Here is a 21,089-nt window from a genome sequence, read left to right on the forward strand (position 1 = left end):
CAATGACCGCAGGGACGATAGAGCAGCTGCAGCTGGCGACGACGCAAATGCAGCAAACGGGCATTCGTCGGCTGATGGTGCTGGCCGGCGAAAGTGAATGGAGCAGCCAGCAGGTTGCCACGCTGTCGGCTTCTTTACCCGGAGACTGGCTGTGGGTTGGCCCTTCGCCTGAGCTGCCTTTTCACTGTGTCCCCTCGGCGGTGCGTAGCATGCTGGGACGTGAGTTCCAGCATGCCGTATTCGATGCCAGGCTCGGGCTGGATGCCGCCGCGCTCGCGGCGCTTTCCGGCATGCTTAAAGCGGGCAGCTGGCTGCTGTTGCTGACGCCAGACTGGCCGCTTTGGCCTTCGCTTCCCGATGAAGATTCCTGCCGCTGGAGCGATACTCCCCGGGCGATCCCTGTGCCTCATTTTGTTTCCCATCTGCAGCGCTGCATGCGGCAGGACTCAGAGTCCGTGCTGTGGCAGCAGCATGAGCCGGTAGTCCTGAATCGTTTTGCTTTTCGTCCTGACTGGCAGCCCGCGAGCGGTGCGCCTGAGCAGGAGCAGGCTGCCATTCTTGCCGAGTTGGCGGATCTGCAACAGGGCGTGGCGGTGGTGACGGCGGCCAGAGGGCGGGGCAAGTCTGCTCTGGCCGGTATGTTGGTTGGCCGCAGCCCTGGCGATTCTCTGGTCACCGCTCCGGCAAAGGCCGCTACCGACGTTTTGGCTCGCTATGCGGGAGAATCTTTCCAGTTTATGGCTCCGGACGCGCTGGCTGCCGAACACGATCTGCCGGCGTATGACTGGCTGGTTGTTGATGAGGCGGCTGCGATTCCAGCTCCGCTATTACGCCAGTTGATCGAACGCTTCCCGCGCGTTTTGCTGACCACGACCGTGCAAGGGTACGAGGGAACGGGGCGCGGTTTTTTACTGAAGTTTTGCGCAACGCTGCCGTCACTCAGGCGCTTCACGCTTGATACGCCGATCCGCTGGGCGCAAAACGATCCGCTGGAACAGGTCGTTGACCGGATCATGCTGTTCGATGAGCCGGATCTTGAGCACTTCCCGCAGGGCGATCCGGTATTACAGGTCGTGGATCAGGCTGGCTGGTCGCAAAAACAGGAACGGCTGCAGCAGATGTACCGGCTGCTCTCCGGCGCACATTACCGTACCTCCCCCCTCGACTGGAGGCGCATGCTTGATGCTCCCGGCCAGCATTTCATCGCGGCCAGCGCAGGAGATCTATGCGCAGGGGCATTATGGATGGTCGAAGAGGGCGGGCTGGATGAAAACCTGAGCCGGAACGTGTGGGCCGGATTCCGTCGCCCCAAAGGCAATCTGGTGGCGCAATCGCTGGCGGCGCATGGTGGCAGCCCGCTTGCCGCTACGCTGCGTGGGCTGCGCATCAGCCGCATTGCCGTTCATCCTCAGCGCCAGCGCGAACATATTGGCGCCAGCATGATTCAGCTTGCTCTGCAGGCCGCGAAGGCCCGATATGACTATCTCTCGGTCAGCTTCGGCTACACCGATGAGCTATGGCGCTTCTGGCAGCGCTGCGGGTTTGAGCTGGTGCGTATCGGCAGCCATAAAGAAGCCAGCAGCGGCTGCTACAGCGCGATGGCGCTATTGCCGCTCACGCCGGAAGGCGAGGCGTTAACAAGCCATGAGCGGCAGCGGCTACAGCGAGACTGGCCATGGCAAAAAATCTGGCTGGAATTGTCTTTGCCGCTGACCACGGATAGCCCAACAGAATTGTTGGCAGCAGACTGGGAAGAGCTGTCCGGCTTTGCTTTCGCGCATCGTCCGCTGGAAGCCTGCCTGGGCGCGTTGAATCGCCTTCTGCTGGCGAGCCCTTTACCGCTTCACGCCCTGCGCGGTCGCCTCGAGCGGCGTGAAAACAGCGAAGTCCTTAGCCAGCGGCTGGGGCTTTCTGGCAAAAAAGCGTTGCTTGCGCTGATGCGTGAGGAAGCTCGAAGCGCGCTGGAAAACCTGGATCAGGCAAGGACAGAGGCGCTGCGAAACGGTATTTTGCAATTGCAAAAATTCCACTAACTTGTTCAATGAAACGGCATGGTCATCCCCTGACGGCGGCGTATAGTTGTCTCCATCAACCAGGAGAAAACCATGAAACATGACCATTTTGTTGTCCAAAGCCCAGCCACACCGGCCAGCCAACTGATACTGCTGTTCCACGGCGTGGGTGACACGGCGAAAGCGATGGGCGAAATCGGCAGCTGGTTTGCTCCGGAATTTCCTGACGCACTGGTGGTCAGTATTAGCGGCCCGGACCAAAGCGGCGCTGGCCGGGAATGGTTCTCCGTGGCGGGCGTGACGGAGGAAAACCGCCAGCGGCGGGTGGATGCCGTGATGCCAGCCTTTATTGAAACCGTGCGCTACTGGCAGCAGCATAGCGGCGTGCCGCCAACGGCCACCGCGCTGATCGGCTTTTCGCAGGGGGCCATCGTGGCACTGGAAAGCATTAAAGCGCAGCCAGGCCTTGCGGCGCGCGTCATCGCCTTTAGCGGGCGTTACGCGGAGCTGCCGCAGCAGGCGTCTACCAGCACCACGATTCACCTGATTCACGGCGATAATGACAAAGTGATCCACGCGACGCATTCGGTAGATGCCGCCGAGAAATTACTTAGCCTGGGTGGGGACGTCACGCTGGATCTGATTGATTCCCTGGGGCATGCGATCGACGACCGCAGCATGAAGGCGGCGCTGGATCACCTGCGCTACACCGTGCCGAAGCACTATTTTGATGAGGCTTTGAGCGGCGGCGGAGCACCGAAAGATGATGATCTGATTGAGCTACTGTAAATATGCGCCTCACTCCGGAATCGCCCGGAGTGAGGCGTCTGGCTATTTCTTCTTAGGCCAGTCGTCCTCGTCGTCCCACTTATCGTTAAAATCACGATGCGGCGGAAGCTCGGGTTTGTCTGCCATGTACTTCTTCGGATCTATCCGGCTCAGGTCTTTAATGACGTTAATAAACATCCCCACCAATAACACCAGGACGATAATCCACCAGTAATGCGATAGCCATTCCATGCTGATACCTCGTTCAGTTGACTGCCCGTCAGGCGACAAGCTGTTCCATAATGCGCTGGTACATCCGGGCCAGCAGCTGCAGGTCGGCGGCGTTTACGCATTCATTGATTTTATGAATGGTGGCATTCACCGGCCCCAGCTCAACAACCTGAGCCCCCATGCGCGCGATAAAGCGCCCGTCAGATGTACCGCCCGTGGTTAACAGCTGCGGTTTAATCTCATTATAGTGCTCAACGGCGTTCACTACCGCATCCACCAGCTTACCGCGTGAGGTCAGGAACGGCTGGCCGGAAAGCCACCACTCGACGGTATAGCGCAGTTCGTACTTATCCAGCAGGGCGATAACGCGCTGCTTGATGTCTTCATCGGTCAGCTCGGTGCTGAAGCGGAAGTTAAACTGGACGAACATGTCGCCTGGGATAACGTTGTTGCTGCCGGTCCCGGCCTTCACGTTGGCAATCTGCATGCTGGTGGCCGGGAAGAACTCGTTGCCTTTGTCCCATTCAATACCCGTCAGCTCTGCGAGCATCGGGGCTGCGCGATGCACCGGGTTATCCGCCAGATGCGGGTAGGCAACGTGGCCCTGCACGCCGTGAATAGTCAGGTTACAGGTCAGAGAGCCGCGACGGCCGTTTTTCACCACGTCGCCGACGATTTCAGTACTGGACGGCTCGCCTACGAGGCAGTAGTCCAGGCGTTCGCGACGCGCCATCAGCGCCTCAACGACCTTAACCGTGCCGTTGGTCGCGCTGGCTTCTTCATCGGAGGTGATGAGAAACGCCAGGCGGCCTTTATGGTTTGGATGCTGGGCGACGAAACGCTCTGCGGCCACCACCATCGCGGCCAGCGAACCTTTCATGTCTGCGGCACCGCGGCCAAACAGCATCCCGTCGCGAATGGTGGGTTCAAACGGTGGGTTGATCCAGCGGTCGGCATCGCCTGACGGGACCACGTCGGTATGCCCGGCAAACGCCAGCGTTTCGCCCTGTCCACGCCAGGCCCAGAAGTTCTGGGTATCGCCAAAATCCATGTGTTCAACGGTAAAACCAATCGCGCGCAGGCGTTCAATCAGCAGCGCCTGGCAACCGGCATCATCCGGGCTCAGGGAAGGGCGACGAATAAGCTGTTGCGTCAGCTCAATAACCGGGCAGGACATAAGACTATACCTCGTTGATAAACTGCTGATAGTGAGTTTCGTTGAAACCCAGCAGCATAGGCTGACCGGGCGCGCAGAGCAATGGGCGTTTGATGATTGCCGGCATCTCCAGCATCAGCGCTGCCGCGCTTTGTGCGTCGTTGATGGACGCGCGATGGGCTTCATCCAGCTTGCGCCAGGTGGTTCCGCGCGTATTAAGCAGCGCTTCCCAGCCGAGTTCTGCGATAAACCCGTTCAGCAGCGCGGCGTCCAGCCCGTCAACGCGGTAGTCGTGAAACTGGTAATCGACGCCCTGAGCTTCCAGAAAGCGGCGCGCCTTTTTGATGGTGTCGCAGTTTTTAATGCCGTACATGGTGATCATGGTGGCGGTCGGTCCTGTTTTAATTTTTCAGAGGGCAACCATTTTGCCGCAGGTAAGGGGAATTATCGAGCCGCGATTTCAGGCTAAATCATTATTCTGCTAACAATATATTTGTGAAGGCGCTCAAGACTTCACCGCTCAAAAAGGGTTCAATCGCAGAATATATCCGCGTATAATTGCACCAACATCAAGAGAGGCGGTTATGATCGAGCATGAATTAGGGCAGTGGAAAGACTTCATCGAAGATATGTTGCGCAAATAAGCGTTCCGGCATAAAAAGCAACGGCGCGATATTCTGTTACTGAATACTCAGCGAACATCAGTAAAAGGCGACCCTTTAGAGGTCGCCTTTTTTGTGGCCGAAGATCTGCGGCGCTTAGTCGTGATGCTCTTTCAGCGGGAAGCGTCTGCGCACCAGCACAAAGAACAGCGGCACAAAGAAGATGGCCAGCACGGTGGCGGAGATCATCCCGCCCATGACGCCCGTGCCTACCGCATGCTGGCTGCCGGAGCCCGCTCCGGTGCTGGTCGCCATCGGCAGCACGCCGAAAATAAACGCCAGTGAAGTCATCAAAATAGGGCGCAGGCGCTGGCGGCAGGCCTCAAGCGTGGCGGCGACCAGGTCCTGGCCTTTGGCGTTCAGGTCATTGGCAAATTCGACGATCAGAATGGCGTTCTTCGCCGAAAGCCCAATCACCGTCAGCAGCCCGACCTGGAAATAAACGTCGTTCTCCAGGCCGCGCATCCAGGTGGCGAGCAGGGCGCCGATCACCCCAAGCGGAACGACGAGCATGACGGAGAACGGCACCGACCAGCTCTCATACAGCGCGGCAAGGCACAGGAACACCACCAGTAGCGAGATAGCATACAGGGCAGGGGCCTGCGCGCCGGAGAGGCGTTCCTGGTAGGACATGCCCGTCCACTCGAGACCAAAGCCGTTTGGCAGCTTGCTCACCAGCTGTTCCATGATGTCCATGGCGGTGCCGGTACTTAATCCCGGCGCGGCTTCCCCCACAATTTCCAGCGCGGAATAGCCGTTGTAGCGCTCAAGGCGAGGTGAGCCCGTTTCCCAGCGGGAGGTAGCAAAGGCGGAGAAAGGCACCATGCCGCCGGTTTTATTGCGCACGTACCAGCTGTTGATGTCGTCCGGCAGCATGCGGTATTTGGCCGCAGCCTGGACATATACCTTTTTCACGCGCCCGCGATCCATAAAGTCATTCACATAGCTTGAGCCCCAGGCGGTTTGCAGGGTGTTGTTGATATCGTCAATAGAGACGCCGAGCGCCTGGGCTTTACGCTGGTCGATATCGATTTGCAGCTGCGGGCTGTCGTCCAGGCCGTTGTGGCGCACGCGGGTGAGCTGTGGGTCACTACTGGCCATTTCCAGCAGCTGGTCACGCGCCTGCATTAACGCGTCGTGCCCGGCACCGGCGTGATCCTGCAGCTCCATATCAAAGCCTGCCGCGTTGCCCAGGCCGTTAATCGCTGGCGGGCTGCTGGCAATGACTCGTGCTTCCTTAATCTTATTAAAGGCTTTGGTCGCCCGTTCGATAATCGCAAACGAGCTGCCGTCCGCGCTGCGCTCATCCCAGTCCTTCAGGCGGATAAACATTCGGGCGACGTTTTGCCCGTTTCCGCCGGGGCCCGCGCCGATGGTCGAGAACACCGAAACGACGTTGTCTTTCTCTTCGGTCAGGTAATAGCGCTCAACCTGCTGCACCACTTTTGTGGTCTGCTGCTGGGTTGCTCCGCTGGGGAGCTGCACGGAGGTGGTGAACACGCCCCGGTCTTCCTGCGGGAGGAACGAAGTTGGCAGCTTGAGGAACAGGAACACCATGCCGCCGAGCAGCAGGACATAAATCAACATCCAGCGCACGCTGCGGGCGAGAATTCTGGCCACGCCATTTTCATAGCGTTCGGCGCTGCGGTTAAAGGTGCGGTTAAACCAGCCGAAGAAGCCTTTCTGGCCGTGATGCTCGCCTTTGTGCAGCGGCTTGAGGATCGTGGCGCACAGGGCTGGCGTGAGGATCATCGCGACCAGCACCGACAGCACCATGGCGGCAACAATCGTGACCGAGAACTGGCGGTAAATTGCGCCAGTGGTGCCGCCGAAGAAGGCCATCGGCACAAACACGGCGGACAGCACCATGGCGATGCCAACCAGCGCGCCCTGGATTTGGCCCATCGATTTGCGGGTTGCCTCCCGAGGGGAGAGGCCTTCCTCGCTCATAATACGCTCGACGTTTTCTACCACCACGATGGCGTCATCCACCAGCAGGCCGATGGCCAGCACGGTGGCGAACATCGTCAGCGTGTTAATGCTGTAGCCGAAGACATACAGCACGGCGAAGGTGCCGAGCAGAACCACCGGCACCGCAATGGTCGGGATCAGCGTGGCGCGGAAGTTTTGCAGGAACAGGTACATCACCAGGAACACCAGCAGAATCGCTTCCAGCAGCGTTTTCACCACGTCGGTAATCGAGGCTTTCACAAACGGGGAGGTTTCGTAGGCGATTTTTGCCTCAAGGCCGTGCGGGAAGAACTGCGAAAGCTCTTCAATTTTGGCGCGGGCCAGCTTGTCGGTTTCCATCTCGTTGGCGCCGGAAGCCAGCTTAATGCCCAGCCCGGAAGCGGCCTGGCCGTTATAAGTGCTCAGAAAATCGTATTTTTCCGCCCCCATTTCAACGTCTGCCACATTCCCCAGGGTGACCAGCGAGCCGTCCTGATTCACCCTCAGGGTAATGTCTTTGAACTGCTGCGGCGTTTGCAGGAGCGACTGGGCATTAATGGTGGCGTTTAGCGCCTGCTTATCCAGCGCCGGAGTGCCGCCGAGCTGGCCGACGGCAATTTGCGCATTCTGGGATTTGATGGCGGTGACCACGTCCTGGGTCGTCATCTGGTAGTTAGTGAGCTTGTTCGGATCCAGCCAGATGCGCATGGAATACTGCGAGCCGTAGGCATCCACGCTGCCGACGCCGTTCACGCGGCTCATCGGGTCCTGCACGTTACTGGCGACGTAGTCGGCAATGTCCTGCTTATCCATGCTGCCGTCGGTGGACACAAACGCCACCATCAGGATGTTGGTATCACCGGTTTTATTCACCGTAACGCCCTGAGTCTGCACATCCTGCGGTAATTTTCGCACCGCTGACTGCAGCTGGTTTTGCACCTGCTGGACCGCAGAGTCCGGGTCGGTCCCGGCCTTAAAGCTCAGGGTGATGGTGGCCTGACCGGCGCTGCTGCTCTGGGAGGACATGTACATCATATTGTCCAGGCCGGTCATGCTTTGTTCTATGACCTGGGTAACCGTGTTCTCCAGGGTTTGGGCGGAGGCGCCAGGATAGTTCGCGGTGATCCTCACATTTGGCGGCGCGAGGTCGGGATATTGCTCAACGGGCAGCGAAAAAATAGCCAATGCCCCGGTCAGGCAAAGTAAAATTGCCAGTACCCAGGCAAAAATGGGGCGAGATATGAAAAAATTCGCCATGCGGTCAGGACCCCTTTAAAAGCTTCTAATTGTTATCAATAACCGCATCACTGTAGCTTTAACCGCGTAGCCAAACGTGGAGAAATTTAGGAGATCGTGTAAATAAGCTTTGTAATTGGCAGGATTTGTAACCGTACCTTTTATTGGGTCGATTTAACTCTTATTTTCCAAAAAAAGTACGGTGGCCGCAACGCGAGACCTGACCTGCAGCTTACGAAGCAGGTTGCGAATATGCACTTTTACCGTCTCTTCGGAAATATGCAGGCCGCTGGCGATTTGCTTGTTCGACAGGCCGCGAGCCACCTCAGACAACACGTCCAGCTCGCGCTCGGTGAGGATAGCAAAGGGATCGCTACTCTGCCGCTCGCTGCCGCGGTTATTCAGATACTCGCGAACCTGCTCGCTGAACGCCTTTTCACCCTTCAGGCAGTGATGAATTTCCTGCAGCAAAACGTCCGGATCGCTGTCTTTCAGCAGGTAGCCATCGGCCCCGGCATCAATCAGCGTAAAGATATCGCTGCGGGCGTCGGAAACGGTGAGGATCACCACCCGTGCGCTAATGCCGTCCCGGCGCAGGGCGTTGAGCGTATCAAGGCCGCTCAGCCCTTTCATATTCAGGTCAAGCAGAATGAGGTCCGGTGCCAGCCGGTTAGCTAAACTGATGGCCTCTGCGCCGCCGCTGGCTTCTCCCACGACGGAAAAAGTGTCGTCCAGCTCAAGAAGCTGGCGGATCCCGCGCCGCATCAGCGGATGATCGTCGACGATTAAAACCTGGTATACCGTTTTTTCTGACATTGCTAACTCCTGAATAAAGCTAATTATTGTTATGGCCGCCGGCATCCGCCGGGGGAGTGGAGGTGAAATGAACCTCCACAAGCGTTCCGCCCTGCGGCGGACGAGATATTGTTAGTTCCCCGCCAAGGCGGCCCGCGCGCTCGTGCATGATATTCAGCCCGTAATGCCCCTCGGGTTCTTCCAGACTGGCAATGCCGTGGCCGTTATCAAACACCGAAGCGTAATGCTCGCCGCCTGCCGTCGAGCGGCAAACGATCTCAATGCGGCCCGCATTCGCGTGTTTAATGGCGTTTAGCGCCGCTTCACGAATGATTTGCAGCAGGTGTATTTGCTGGGAAGCATCCAAAGCCTGGGTCGGCATGCTGCACGCCAGGCTTATCTCCGCCTGGGTTTGCTCGCGCAGCGGCTCAAGCAATTCCTGCAGCGCGGAAGGAAGATCGGCCTGCTGCAACGTCAGGCGGAAGGTAGTGAGCAGTTCGCGCAGCTGGCGGTAAGCGTCATTTAAGGCCTGGGAAAAATCCCCGACAATCCGCTGAGCGGGCAGATTGTCTTCCGGCACCGCGCGCTTTAGCAGCGTGAGTTGGATGCGAAGATAAGAGAGCACCTGAGCCAGCGAGTCGTGCAGTTCCCGGGCAATGGTGGCTCGCTCTTCCATCAGCAGCAACTGCTGGTAGTGCTTCTGCGCCTGATTAAAGTAAACGCCTCGCCCCAGCATGGTGGCAACGCTTTTCATCAGCTGAGGGGAGGGTTCTTCACCCTGAGACTGCCAGCGCAGCGTCCCGAGCGCGCTGTCCTGCTGAACCAGCGGCAGGGCATGCCATTTTTCGTCTGCCGCCGGAGAACCCTCTGTCAGGCACCAGTTTTCTCCGACCTGCATTTCCAGCGCGCTGACCGCCTCGTGCTGGTGAATTATTTTCAAAATCTGCACGAAGCAATCGCGGTTGATGGTACTGACGTTCAGCGCCTGAGAGCAGCTGTAAAGCACCTCGAGCATGCGGTTCGCTTCTTGCAGGCGCAGGGTTTTTTGCTCAACCTGCTGCTCTAAAGAACGATAGAGTTTTTGCAACTCGTCCGCCATGCGTATAAAAGCCTGCGCCAGCGAACCCAGCTCGTTGGGCAAGGAGCGGTCGAGCGTCGGTAGCCTGAACTCACCGCGCTCAATGGCCTGACTGGCTTCGACCATCGTATTCAGAGGCGCGACCACCTGCTGGCGAATACGGCGTAAGGTGAAAAACATGAGGGTGAAAATTGCCATAAAACCGATAACCGAAGCCGCGACAACCTGCATCATTTTTCGCTCGGCATAGTGTTGCAGCGCCAGCACAAACAGGTCGATTTGTTCCACGTAGGCGGCGATGTTGTAGCGGTACCAGTCGGTATCTTCGTTCTGAATGTGCTTTTGCATTTGCTGCCAGGCATCCTGCAGCGAGTTATAGCGCGTCTTAACCTCGTCGGGCACCCAAAAGCGGTTGAGCTGCTGCAACGTGGGGGAATCCAGCGACTGCTGGTACTGCTGCAAATGTGCCGCAATAGCTTTGGGGTCACCCTGCAGATCGTAGCCAAGACGGTAGCTCTGCATGCGCAGCGAGCCCGCAATATTGACCGCTTCCGCATCCTTCAGGCTGCTGGCGAGCGTCAGCATCGCGATGCCGGTGGAGAGCAACGACAGCAGGACAATCGAAAAGAAAGCGCGGGCGAGGCTGGTGGAGACCGAGCGTTTGACTGTCACTGCGTAATAACCCCTTAAAGCATATGGTGGGCGAAACCTACCAGAATCTGCCTTACAGGCAAACGCCTGGCGGCGACTTTTTCGCTCTGGCGCTAAAAATGGCGTCTCATTTAACGCACGCTTTGCCACATTATAACGCCCTTCTTACATCTAACGGGGTGCGACTTATTGCGCCTGACTCGCCGCCTCTTTGATCCGACAACGGCATTTACCCCTTTAGGGGGATGCTTTTGTAACCCTCCGTCACATACCTTAAACACGGTAAAAAACCGCAGTAAATACGCGGATAAAAAGAAGAACGTTTTTACCCGGAGGTGACCCGACCGGGTATTTTGAGCAAGGATCTGCCCAATGGCTAAACTGACCCGTCGCGGCCTGCTGACCGGTGGCTGGCACAGCCTTACCCCTGTAATTCGTCCTCCCTGGAGCGGCGATGAAACGCATTTTCTGCTGGACTGCACGCGCTGCGATACCTGCATTACCGTCTGTCAAAGTCGGGTGCTTCGCCGTGGGCAGGGCGGCTACCCTGAAATCGACTTCAGCCCGGGCGAATGCACTTTCTGCTACGCGTGTGCTGAAGCCTGCCCTGAGCAGCTTTTTGCGCCGCAATCCTCCAAACCCTGGGCACTGACCTTACAGCTGGCCGAAACCTGCCTTGCCTTGCATCAGGTGGAATGCCGCAGCTGTGAAGATGCCTGCGAGCCGCGGGCGATTCGTTTTTTACCCACTCTTGAGGGCGTTTCCCGTCCACAGATTTCTTCGTCTGCCTGTCACGGCTGCGGCGCCTGCGTTGCCGGGTGCCCGACGTCAGCCATAACCCTGAGGCCACAAGATGCACACTGACTGGCACGTATGCGGCCTGGTGGTTCAGGCCAAACCTGAACACGTTGCTGCCGTTCGCAGCGCGATTAATGCCCTGCCGGGCAGCGAGGTTGCGGTCGACGATACCGACAGCGGCAAGCTTGCGGTAGTTATCGAGGCAGCCGAGAGCAGCACGCTGCTCGAACAAATTGAGCGGGCACGCAATATCTCTGGCGTGCTGGCGGTGTCGCTGGTTTACCACCAGCAGAATGAACAAGGTGAGGAAGCACCATGAAACTCAGTCGTCGTAGCTTTATGAAAGCGAATGCCGTTGCCGCAGCTGCCGCGGCGGCGGGCCTAAGCGTACCGGGCGTAGCTCATGCGGTGGTGGGCAAGCAGGATGCCATCAAATGGGACAAAGCCCCCTGCCGCTTCTGCGGTACGGGCTGTGGCGTGCTGGTGGGCACCCAAAACGGTCGCGTAGTCGCCAGTCAGGGGGACCCGGAAGCGCCGGTCAACCGCGGTCTGAACTGCATTAAAGGCTACTTCCTGCCAAAAATTATGTACGGAAAAGATCGTCTGACCCAGCCGCTGCTGCGCATGAAAGACGGGCAGTACCACAAAGAAGGTGAATTCCAGCCGGTCAGTTGGGATAAAGCCTTCGACGTGATGGAAGAAAAATTCAAGGCCAGCCTGAAAGAGAAAGGCCCGGACGGCATCGGCATGTTCGGCTCCGGCCAGTGGACGGTCTGGGAAGGCTACGCCGCCGCGAAGCTGTTCAAAGCGGGCTTCCGCTCTAACAACATCGACCCGAACGCGCGTCACTGCATGGCGTCGGCGGTGGTGGGCTTTATGCGCACCTTCGGCATGGACGAGCCGATGGGCTGCTATGACGATATCGAGCAGGCGGACGCCTTCGTGCTTTGGGGCTCCAACATGGCGGAAATGCACCCGATCCTCTGGTCGCGCATCACTAACCGCCGTCTGTCTGACGAGAACGTCAATGTGGCGGTGCTCTCCACCTTCCAGCACCGCAGCTTTGAGCTGGCGGACAACGGCATGGTGTTTACGCCGCAAAGCGACCTGGTCATTCTGAACTACATCGCCAACTACATTATCCAGAACAACGCGGTTAACGAGTCGTTCTTCAAACAGCACGTTAACCTGCGCCGGGGCGTCACGGATATTGGCTACGGCCTGCGTCCGACCCATCCGCTGGAGAAAGCGGCGAAGAATCCGGGGTCGGATGCCTCTGAGCCGATGAGCTTCGACGAGTACAAGGCGTTCGTCGCGGAATACACGCTGGAGAAAACCGCTGAGATGAGCGGGGTGCCAAAAGATCAGCTTGAGGCGCTGGCGAAGCTTTATGCCGACCCGAACAAGAAAGTGATTTCCTACTGGACGATGGGCTTTAACCAGCACACGCGCGGCGTGTGGGCTAACAACCTGGTTTATAACCTGCACCTGCTGACCGGGAAAATCTCCCAGCCGGGCTGCGGGCCTTTCTCTCTGACCGGGCAGCCGTCCGCGTGCGGCACCGCGCGCGAGGTGGGGACATTTGCCCACCGTTTACCGGCAGATATGGTCGTCACCAACGAAAAGCACCGCGAAATCGTCGAAAAAACGTGGCAGCTGCCGGCCGGGACTATTCCAGCCAAAGTCGGGCTGCATGCGATTGCCCAGGACCGGGCGCTGAAGGACGGCAAGCTCAACGTTTACTGGGTGATGTGTAACAACAACATGCAGGCCGGGCCAAACATTAACGAAGAGCGTATGCCGGGCTGGCGCGATCCGCGCAACTTCATCATCGTCTCCGATCCTTACCCGACCATCAGCGCGCTGACGGCCGACCTGATCCTGCCGACCGCCATGTGGGTGGAAAAAGAGGGCGCCTACGGTAACGCCGAACGCCGCACGCAGTTCTGGCGCCAGCAGGTTAGCGCGCCGGGTGAGGCAAAGTCCGATCTCTGGCAGCTGGTGACCTTCGCAAAACGCTTCAAGGTAGAAGATGTCTGGCCTGCCGACCTTATCGATAAGAAACCTGAGTACCGGGGCAAGACTCTGTTCGACGTGCTGTTTGCCAGCGACGCGGTTCGCAAGTTCCCGCTGACTGAACTGACAGATCGGCAGCTAAACGACGAGTCTCGCGAGCTGGGCTTCTACCTGCAAAAAGGTCTGTTCGAAGAATACGCCAGCTTTGGACGCGGGCACGGGCACGATCTCGCCCCGTTTGATGACTACCACAAAGCGCGGGGTTTGCGCTGGCCGGTGGTGGACGGGAAAGAAACCCAGTGGCGCTACAGCGAAGGCCACGATCCTTACGTTAAGGCCGGGGAAGGCTACAAGTTTTACGGCAAGCCGGACGGGAAAGCGGTGATCTTTGCGCTGCCGTTCGAGCCGGCGGCGGAAGCGCCGGATCAAGAATACGACCTGTGGCTCTCTACCGGGCGAGTCCTTGAGCACTGGCATACCGGCAGCATGACGCGCCGCGTGCCGGAGCTGCATCGTGCTTTCCCGGAAGCCGTAACGTTTATTCATCCGCTGGATGCGCAGGAGCGTGGCCTGCGCCGCGGTGACAAAGTGAAAGTGATCTCTCGCCGTGGCGAAGTGATTTCTATTGTCGAAACTCGTGGCCGTAACAAACCGCCTCGGGGCCTGGTTTACATGCCGTTCTTCGACGCCGCGCAGCTGGTGAACAACCTGACGCTCGACGCTACAGATCCGCTTTCTAAAGAGGCGGATTTCAAGAAGTGCGCCGTGAAGCTGTCGAAGGTGTAACGCGCAATGTCCCGCGCCGACAAAACTCAACCGGCACGCCGCCGCTTTTTGCGTGATGTTGCGCGGGCGGCGGCAGGGCTGACGGCCGTCGCCGTGGTTCTGGGGTTGCAGCAGCAAACTTCCAGAGCGCAGGGCGTGCGGCTGCGTCCACCGGGCGCGCTGGATGAAGAGGCGTTTTCACGCGCCTGCATTCGCTGCGGGCAGTGCGTGCAGGCTTGTCCTTACGACACCCTGAAGCTGGCCACGCTTGCTTCCGGGCTTGCGGCGGGCACGCCGTACTTTGTTGCGCGGGATGTGCCCTGTGAAATGTGCGAAGACGTGCCGTGCGCCAAAGTGTGCCCAAGCGGCGCGCTGGACGCGGATATCGCCTCGATCGACGACGCGCGAATGGGGCTGGCGGTTCTGCTGGATCATGAAAACTGCCTGAACTATCAGGGGCTGCGCTGCGACGTCTGCTATCGCGTTTGTCCGTCTATCGACCGGGCCATCACCCTTGAGATGGAGCGCAATCTACGTACCGGCAAACACGCCCGCTTCTTGCCGACGGTACACAGCGATGCCTGCACCGGCTGCGGCAGGTGTGAGCAGGCCTGCGTGCTGGACCTGGCGGCAATCAAAGTACTGCCGCGCTCGCTGGCAAAAGGGGAGTTAGGCAAGCATTACCGTTTTGGCTGGCTGGAGGCGACCGATGGCAAACCATAAGCAGGATGCAGGGCACGATGCCGCAGCGAAAAAGGGCTGGTGGCATAGCCGAAAATGGCTGCTGATGCGCCGTTTTTCGCAGGCGTTGGTTTTAAGTTTTTTTCTCTGCGGTCCGCTTTTCGGCGTGTGGGTTTTGCATGGCAATTACAGCGGCAGCCTGCTGCTGGACACGGTGCCGCTGAGCGATCCTCTGCTGGTGCTGCAAAGCCTGTTGGGCGGCCACTTGCCTTCAGCTTTGGCGCTAATTGGAGCGGGAATTGTGGTGGCCGGGTACGCGCTGCTGGGCAAAAGGATGTTTTGCGGATGGGTCTGTCCACTCAATCCGTTAACGGATCTGGCTGCCTGGCTGAGGCGAAAAACGGGCTTCAACGCTTCGGCTTCGCTGCCGCGCTGGCTGCGCTACCTGCTGCTGGTGATGGTGCTGGCGGGCAGCGCGCTGACCGGCACGCTTCTATGGGAATGGGTGAATCCTGTTTCACTGATGGGGCGAGGGCTGATATTCGGCTTTGGAACCGGAATCTGGCTGCTGGTTGCGCTGTTTCTCTTCGATTTATTGCTGGTTGAACACGGCTGGTGCGGCCATCTCTGCCCGCTTGGGGCACTCTATGGCGCAGTCGGCAGCAAAGGTGCTTTTGAAGTTAGCACCGATGGGCGGGAGCGCTGCACCCGCTGTATGGATTGTTTTCACGTTTGCCCGGAGCCGCAGGTGCTGCGCGCGCCGGTACTGGATAAGCACAGCCCGGCGCGGGTCACGAGCCGCGACTGCCTGAACTGCGGTCGCTGCATCGACATCTGCCCGGAGGATGTTTTCAAAATAACAACACGATGGAGCTCGGGAGCTAAATCATGAAAAGCCATGGCCTGACAAAGGCGTTATTTCAATGGGGAGCGGCATTAACTCTGGTCGTCAGCGGCGCGCTTTGGGCGGCAAACGGCGTAGATCTTAACCAGTCGCCGGAAGTTTCTGGCACGCCGGAAGGCGCGGTGCGTATGCCGAAGCAGCAGGAGCGGATGGCGCTGAACTACGTTAACCAGCCGCCGATGATCCCGCACAGCGTGGACGGCTACCAGGTCACGACGACCAGCAACCGCTGCCTGCAGTGTCACGGCGTTGAAAGCTATCGCGCCACGGGCGCGCCGCGCGTCAGCCCAACGCACTTTTTAGACAGCGACGGTAAAGTTCTGTCGAACGTGGCTCCGCGCCGCTATTTCTGCCTGCAGTGCCATGTGCCGCAGGCGGACGCCGCGCCGATTGTTGAAAATACCTTCACGCCATCCAAAGGGTTTGGGAAATAAGTTATGGATAAATCAACTCGTAAACCCGGCGTGATTAAGCGCGTGTGGCAGTGGTGGCGCAGGCCAAGCCGGTTAGCGCTCGGAACGTTGCTGCTTATCGGTTTTGCCGCCGGGATAATTTTCTGGGGCGGTTTCAACACCGGAATGGAAATGTCCAACCGCGAAGAGTTCTGTATCGGCTGCCACGAAATGCGCAACAACGTGTATGAAGAGTACATGGGCACGGTGCATTACAACAACCGCAGCGGCGTGCGCGCCACCTGCCCGGACTGCCATGTGCCGCATGAGTGGGTGCCGAAAATGATCCGTAAAATTCAGGCCAGCAAAGAGCTGTACGCCAAAGCTTTTGGCCTGATAGACACGCCGCAGAAGTTCGACGATCACCGCCTGGCGATGGCGCAAAACGAGTGGCGGCGCATGAAGAACAACAACTCGCAGGAGTGTCGAAACTGCCACAACTTCGACTATATGGATTTTACGGCACAGAAAACCGTGGCCGCCAAAATGCATGATGAAGCGATCAAAGACGGTAAAACCTGTATCGACTGCCACAAAGGGATAGCGCATAAGCTGCCGGATATGAGAGAGGTTGAGGCGGGATTTTGATCAATGTTCTGGATTTCTTACTTCTGTAAGCCAGGCATATTTCCGTTCACTCATAGAGCGATTTTCCCTGCACGTTCACAATACGGTGAACGTGTCCGGGGGATAACGCCATCCCCCGAACAGCCCCGGCACCCGGCGAGCTCATCGCCGCCTGAGTTGGGTCATAACCGGGGGCGATGAGAGCCGGGAACCAATCTTCCCCTCACCCCAGCCCTCTCCCAGAGGGAGAGGGGGAAAACAGACGATGGGGTACATTGTTTATTCCCTCTCCCTTCCAGGGAGAGGGTCAGGGTGAGGGTAAAAATAAGAAGCGAGGCTCGGTTCCGGCTTAAATCGCCTCCGTTTTCGCTCCGACTGGCCAGGGTCCGGACGTCGGGAACAGCCTCCGGCCTGCATAGAGAACATTTTTATCGTCTACATCGAAAGACAAAACACACCTCACGCCACGCGACAACGCTCACAGAACGTCATATGATTATCGGCTCCCTTACCGCCTTGTGGAGACCGTATGTCGTTACGTATTGAAGTCATCAAAGATAAAGTCCTGTCTGATAACTACTTCATCCTGCGCAATATTACCTATGACCTGTCTCGTAACGGGGCTGAAAGCGTGCGTCATAAACGCGAAGTTTATGACCGGGGCAACGGCGCGACCATCCTGCTTTACAACCGTGAAAAGCAAACCGTAGTGCTTACCCGGCAATTCCGCGTCGCAACCTGGGTCAACGGCAATGAAGATGGCATGCTGATTGAAGCCTGCGCCGGACTGCTGGATGCCGACGAGCCGGAAGTCTGCGCCCGCAAAGAGGCGATGGAGGAAACCGGCTTTCAGGTCGGAGACGTCGAGAAAGTCTTTGAGCTGTATATGTCTCCCGGCGGCGTGACCGAAATCGTCTATTTCTATCTGGCCGAGTACAGCGAGGCGCAGCGAGAAGGGGCCGGCGGTGGCGTGGAGGATGAAGATATCGACGTGCTGGAAATCCCCTTCAGCCAGGCGATGGCGATGGTACAAAACGGTGAAATTCGTGACGGTAAGACGGTGATACTGCTGCAGCAGCTGCAGTTACGCAATGTGATGGAATAAAGCGCCTTAAAATCAGCTTATTGCGATTTTTAATATTGCTATAAATCTATCCGACAAATCCGATTGAGCAGGCCGACTCGTGAGCCGAAGATACGTGCCACCATCGTACGTTTTTCACGCTTCGCTTTTTAGGGCCAGCCTTCAATGTTCTATCGGATATCCCCTTTGCTTATGTTTGCGCTGCTGGTGGCTAATGCTGCGTTTGCCGCGCCGGCGCAAAAGCAGTTTTCCGACTGGCAGGTGACCTGCAATAACCAAAATTTCTGTAGCGCCCGTAATACCGGGCTGCATCAGGGGCTGGTGATGACGCTTTCTCGCGGCGCGGGGGCGCGCAACGACGTTAACCTGCGCATCGACCTCGGAAATCTGGAGAGTGCGGACGTTAAAGTCCCGCCCGTTGAACCACGCTTAAGGCTGGACGGGGAGCCTATTGTGCTCCAGCAAAATGAGTGGAAAATCTCTCCTCACCATCTGATGACCAACGGCGCGGATGCCATTAACGGTTTGCTAAACGCCATCGGTAACGGCGATAAGGTCACGCTTGCTGACGGTGCCGGGGTGATTTCTCTCAGCGGTTTCAAAGCGGCGCTGCTGTTTATCGACAGCCAGCAAAAACGCACTGGCAGTGAAACCGCGTGGGTTAAGAAAGGTGACGCCCCGCCGCTGAGCGTACCTCCGGCTCCGCCGCTAAAAGAAGTTACTGCCTCAATGGTCGCGCCAGGGCCGCTTTCACATGATGAGCTTAACGATCTGCTGGATTACGGCACATGGCGGATGAATAACAGCCAGTGCTCTCTCGATCCTCTGCGCCGTGAAGTGCGCGTTTTCCCTCTGACCGACGACAAAGCGCTGATGCTCACCAGCTGCGAGGCCGGAGCCTATAACGTGGTGTACCTGGCCTGGGTTGTTTCCCGGCAGAAGCCTTTTGTGGCCAGAGCGATTCGCCTGCGCCTGCCCTTTATGCCGGACAGCGGCAGCACCGACCTGGAATTAATGAACGCGGGGTTTGACGAGCACGGCAAAGAGTTAACGACTTTGGCTAAAGGCCGTGGGCTGGGGGATTGCGGCGTGGCAACGCGCTGGCGGTACGACGGGCAGCGTTTCCGTCTCGTTCGCTATGCCGAAGAGCCGGCCTGTGACGGCTGGCATAAAGCGGGCGGCTGGCCCACGCTGTGGGTTACCAAATAGGGTCGATGCATTGATCTAAAAGAATGCCCTCTCCCCGAAAGAAGAGGGCTGCAAGAGCAGGACTATTTTCTCGCCAGCGATTTTTTCGCCGTGGCCACGATGTTCTCTACCGTAAAGCCAAAGAATGGGAACAGCTTCCCGGCAGGGGCGGACTCGCCGAAGGTTGTCATGCCGACAATACCGCCCTTAAGGCCAACGTATTTGTACCAGTAATCGGCAATACCAGCCTCTACCGCCACGCGAGCCCGCACTTCATAAGGCAGAACGGACTCCTGATACTCCTCGTCCTGGGCGTCGAAAACGTCGGTGGACGGGATAGATACCACGCGAACTTTATGCCCCTCCTGGCTCAACACCGCAGCGGCTTCGACGGTTATCTCGACCTCTGAGCCGGTAGCAATCAGGATGATATCCGGCTTGCCGTCGCTGTCCTTCAGAATATAGCCCCCGCGGCTAATGGCCTTCAGCTGCTCGGGCGTACGCTCCATCTGGGCAAGGTTCTGGCGAGAGAGGATTAACGCCGTAGGCCCGGTCTGGCGCTCAAGCGCGGTTTTCCAGGCGACGGCGGCTTCAACCTGGTCGCAAGGGCGCCATGTGCTGAAGTTTGGCGTCAGGCGCAGGCTGGCAAGCTGCTCAACGGCCTGGTGCGTCGGGCCATCTTCCCCAAGGCCGATAGAATCATGGGTATACACCATTATCTGCCGCGCTTTCATCAGCGCCGCCATACGTGCGGCGTTACGGGCGTATTCCACAAACATCAGGAAGGTGGCGGTATAAGGGATAAAGCCACCGTGCAGGGCAATGCCGTTGGCGATGGCGGTCATGCCGAACTCGCGCACGCCGTAGTGGATGTAATTCCCGGCGGTATCTTCTTTAATCGACTTTGAGCCTTTCCAGATGGTCAGGTTGCTCGGGGCCAGGTCGGCGGAACCGCCCAGCAGTTCCGGCAGCGATGGGCCGAAGGCGTTGAGCGCATTTTGCGAAGCCTTACGGGTAGCAATTTTGTCCGGGTTGGCCTGCAGCTGTTCGATGTACTGCTGGGCGATTTTCTGCCAGTTATCCGGCAGCTTGCCTTCGGTACGACGCTTAAATTCGGCGCTCAGGGTAGGGTGAGCTTTGGCGTAGGCGGCAAATTTCTCTTTCCAGGCCGCTTCGGCTTTTTCACCCGCCTCTTTGGCATTCCAGGCATGATAAACGTCTTTAGGGATTTCAAACGGCGGGTATTTCCAGCCCAGTTGCTTCCGCGCCAGGGCAACTTCTTCTTCACCGAGCGGCGCGCCGTGAGCCTCTTCCTTGCCCGCTTTGTTTGGTGAGCCAAAACCAATCACGGTGCGGCAGATTATCAGCGAAGGTTTGTCCTTCACGCTCTGCGCTTCTTTGATGGCTTTTTTCAGCGCTTCCGGGTCGTGACCGTCTATCTCATGGACCACGTGCCAGTGATAGGCCTCGAAGCGTTTGGCCGTGTCGTCGGTAAACCAGCCGTCGGTTTCCCCGTCGATGGAAATTCCGTTGTGGTCGTAGAAGCCAATCAGCTTGCCCAGGCCCAGCGTACCGGCCAGCGAAGAGACTTCGTGGGAAATCCCTTCCATCAGGCAGCCGTCGCCCATGAATACGTAGGTGTAGTGGTCCACGATGTCATGGCCGGGTTGGTTAAACTGCGCGGCCAGCGTGCGCTCGGCAATGGCCATCCCCACGGCGTTAGCTAACCCCTGGCCAAGAGGGCCGGTGGTGGTTTCCACGCCGGGGGTATAGCCGACTTCCGGGTGGCCCGGCGTTTTGGAGTGAAGCTGGCGGAAGTTTTTCAACTCCTCCAACGGCAGGTCATAGCCGCTCAGGTGCAGCAGGCTGTAAAGCAGCATCGACGCATGGCCGTTCGACAGGACAAAGCGGTCGCGGTTGGCCCAGTGCGGGTTAGACGGATTATGGCTGAGGAAGTCATTCCACAGCACTTCGGCGATGTCGGCCATGCCCATGGGCGCGCCGGGGTGGCCGGAATTGGCTTTCTGGATCGCATCCATACTGAGGGCGCGAATAGCGTTGGCAAGCTCTTTACGTGATGACATGTTTCACTCCA

General features: G+C 58.1%; 19 protein-coding genes. 12 read left to right on the plus strand and 7 right to left on the minus strand.

Going from position 1 to position 21,089, the window contains the following annotated elements:
• The first annotated feature begins 2 nt into the window (after positions 1-2).
• Positions 3-2,033 (plus strand): tRNA(Met) cytidine acetyltransferase TmcA, encoded by a 2,031-nt coding sequence (locus tag JT31_RS18115; protein ID WP_052049018.1) that lies wholly within the window; start codon positions 3-5, stop codon positions 2,031-2,033.
• A gap of 72 nt (positions 2,034-2,105) precedes the next feature.
• Entirely contained in the window at positions 2,106-2,801 is a 696-nt protein-coding gene (ypfH, locus tag JT31_RS18120; RefSeq protein WP_038480347.1) for an esterase, read from the plus strand.
• A gap of 42 nt (positions 2,802-2,843) precedes the next feature.
• On the opposite strand, the gene JT31_RS18125 is transcribed toward ypfH, so the two are convergent.
• The 3 genes from JT31_RS18125 to JT31_RS18135 are packed head-to-tail and all read right to left on the minus strand — an operon-like array spanning position 2,844 to position 4,549.
• A complete protein-coding gene (locus tag JT31_RS18125) occupies positions 2,844-3,032 on the minus strand; it encodes a YpfN family protein (RefSeq protein WP_038480350.1) in 189 nt (62 codons plus the stop codon).
• A gap of 28 nt (positions 3,033-3,060) precedes the next feature.
• Positions 3,061-4,188 (minus strand): succinyl-diaminopimelate desuccinylase, encoded by a 1,128-nt coding sequence (gene dapE, locus JT31_RS18130; protein ID WP_038480353.1) that lies wholly within the window; start codon positions 4,186-4,188, stop codon positions 3,061-3,063.
• Positions 4,189-4,192: 4 nt separating this feature from the next.
• On the minus strand, positions 4,193-4,549 hold the full coding sequence (locus JT31_RS18135) for an ArsC family reductase (RefSeq protein ID WP_038480356.1): 357 nt from the start codon (positions 4,547-4,549) through the stop codon (positions 4,193-4,195).
• Positions 4,550-4,751: 202 nt separating this feature from the next.
• Here JT31_RS18135 and ypfM point away from each other — a divergent pair, with 202 nt between their 5' ends.
• On the plus strand, positions 4,752-4,811 hold the full coding sequence (gene ypfM / locus JT31_RS23770; protein ID WP_115586383.1) for a protein YpfM: 60 nt from the start codon (positions 4,752-4,754) through the stop codon (positions 4,809-4,811).
• A gap of 114 nt (positions 4,812-4,925) precedes the next feature.
• On the opposite strand, the gene acrD is transcribed toward ypfM, so the two are convergent.
• The 3 genes from acrD to narQ form a co-directional block, all read right to left on the minus strand.
• Positions 4,926-8,036, minus strand: a complete 3,111-nt coding sequence (acrD, locus tag JT31_RS18140) for a multidrug efflux RND transporter permease AcrD (RefSeq protein WP_038480358.1) — start codon at positions 8,034-8,036, stop codon at positions 4,926-4,928.
• 153 nt (positions 8,037-8,189) lie between these two features.
• Positions 8,190-8,831, minus strand: a complete 642-nt coding sequence (narP, locus tag JT31_RS18145) for a nitrate/nitrite response regulator protein NarP (RefSeq protein ID WP_038480360.1) — start codon at positions 8,829-8,831, stop codon at positions 8,190-8,192.
• Positions 8,832-8,850: 19 nt separating this feature from the next.
• Positions 8,851-10,560 carry a nitrate/nitrite two-component system sensor histidine kinase NarQ gene (gene narQ, locus JT31_RS18150; RefSeq protein WP_038480363.1) on the minus strand — a complete coding sequence of 570 codons (1,710 nt, stop codon included), beginning with the start codon at positions 10,558-10,560 and terminating at the stop codon, positions 8,851-8,853.
• Between the two features lie 351 nt (positions 10,561-10,911).
• Between narQ and napF the strand changes: the two genes are divergently transcribed.
• The 9 genes from napF to JT31_RS18195 all read left to right on the plus strand — a co-directional run bounded on the left by napF (position 10,912) and on the right by JT31_RS18195 (position 19,015).
• A complete protein-coding gene (napF, locus tag JT31_RS18155; RefSeq protein ID WP_038480366.1) occupies positions 10,912-11,403 on the plus strand; it encodes a ferredoxin-type protein NapF in 492 nt (163 codons plus the stop codon).
• The gene (gene napD / locus JT31_RS18160; RefSeq protein ID WP_038480369.1) at positions 11,393-11,656 is read left to right on the plus strand and encodes a chaperone NapD; all 264 of its coding nucleotides are present in this window, start codon (positions 11,393-11,395) and stop codon (positions 11,654-11,656) included. The genes napF and napD overlap by 11 nt, the downstream gene beginning before the upstream one ends.
• Positions 11,653-14,139 (plus strand): nitrate reductase catalytic subunit NapA, encoded by a 2,487-nt coding sequence (napA, locus tag JT31_RS18165; RefSeq protein WP_038480371.1) that lies wholly within the window; start codon positions 11,653-11,655, stop codon positions 14,137-14,139. Before napD ends, napA begins: the two co-directional genes overlap by 4 nt.
• Positions 14,140-14,145: 6 nt before the next feature.
• Positions 14,146-14,841 carry a ferredoxin-type protein NapG gene (gene napG / locus JT31_RS18170; RefSeq protein ID WP_038480373.1) on the plus strand — a complete coding sequence of 232 codons (696 nt, stop codon included), beginning with the start codon at positions 14,146-14,148 and terminating at the stop codon, positions 14,839-14,841.
• Positions 14,828-15,691 carry a quinol dehydrogenase ferredoxin subunit NapH gene (gene napH, locus JT31_RS18175; RefSeq protein WP_038480376.1) on the plus strand — a complete coding sequence of 288 codons (864 nt, stop codon included), beginning with the start codon at positions 14,828-14,830 and terminating at the stop codon, positions 15,689-15,691. The genes napG and napH overlap by 14 nt, the downstream gene beginning before the upstream one ends.
• A complete protein-coding gene (gene napB / locus JT31_RS18180; RefSeq protein ID WP_038480379.1) occupies positions 15,688-16,137 on the plus strand; it encodes a nitrate reductase cytochrome c-type subunit in 450 nt (149 codons plus the stop codon). The genes napH and napB overlap by 4 nt, the downstream gene beginning before the upstream one ends.
• A 3-nt stretch (positions 16,138-16,140) precedes the next feature.
• The gene (gene napC / locus JT31_RS18185) at positions 16,141-16,743 is read left to right on the plus strand and encodes a cytochrome c-type protein NapC (protein ID WP_038480382.1); all 603 of its coding nucleotides are present in this window, start codon (positions 16,141-16,143) and stop codon (positions 16,741-16,743) included.
• Between the two features lie 508 nt (positions 16,744-17,251).
• Complete coding sequence (gene nudK, locus JT31_RS18190; protein WP_038480384.1) at positions 17,252-17,827, plus strand: GDP-mannose pyrophosphatase NudK; 576 nt, start codon at positions 17,252-17,254, stop codon at positions 17,825-17,827.
• 144 nt (positions 17,828-17,971) lie between these two features.
• Positions 17,972-19,015, plus strand: a complete 1,044-nt coding sequence (locus JT31_RS18195) for a DUF1176 domain-containing protein (protein ID WP_038480387.1) — start codon at positions 17,972-17,974, stop codon at positions 19,013-19,015.
• A 62-nt stretch (positions 19,016-19,077) separates the two neighbouring features.
• Here the strand turns inward: JT31_RS18195 and tkt are convergent, their stop codons facing one another.
• Positions 19,078-21,078: a transketolase gene (gene tkt / locus JT31_RS18200; protein ID WP_038480390.1), complete on the minus strand. Its 2,001-nt coding sequence runs from the start codon at positions 21,076-21,078 to the stop codon at positions 19,078-19,080.
• Positions 21,079-21,089 lie beyond the last annotated feature (11 nt).

The sequence above is a fragment of the Cedecea neteri genome (assembly GCF_000757825.1).
GTDB classification, from domain to species: domain Bacteria; phylum Pseudomonadota; class Gammaproteobacteria; order Enterobacterales; family Enterobacteriaceae; genus Cedecea; species Cedecea selenatireducens.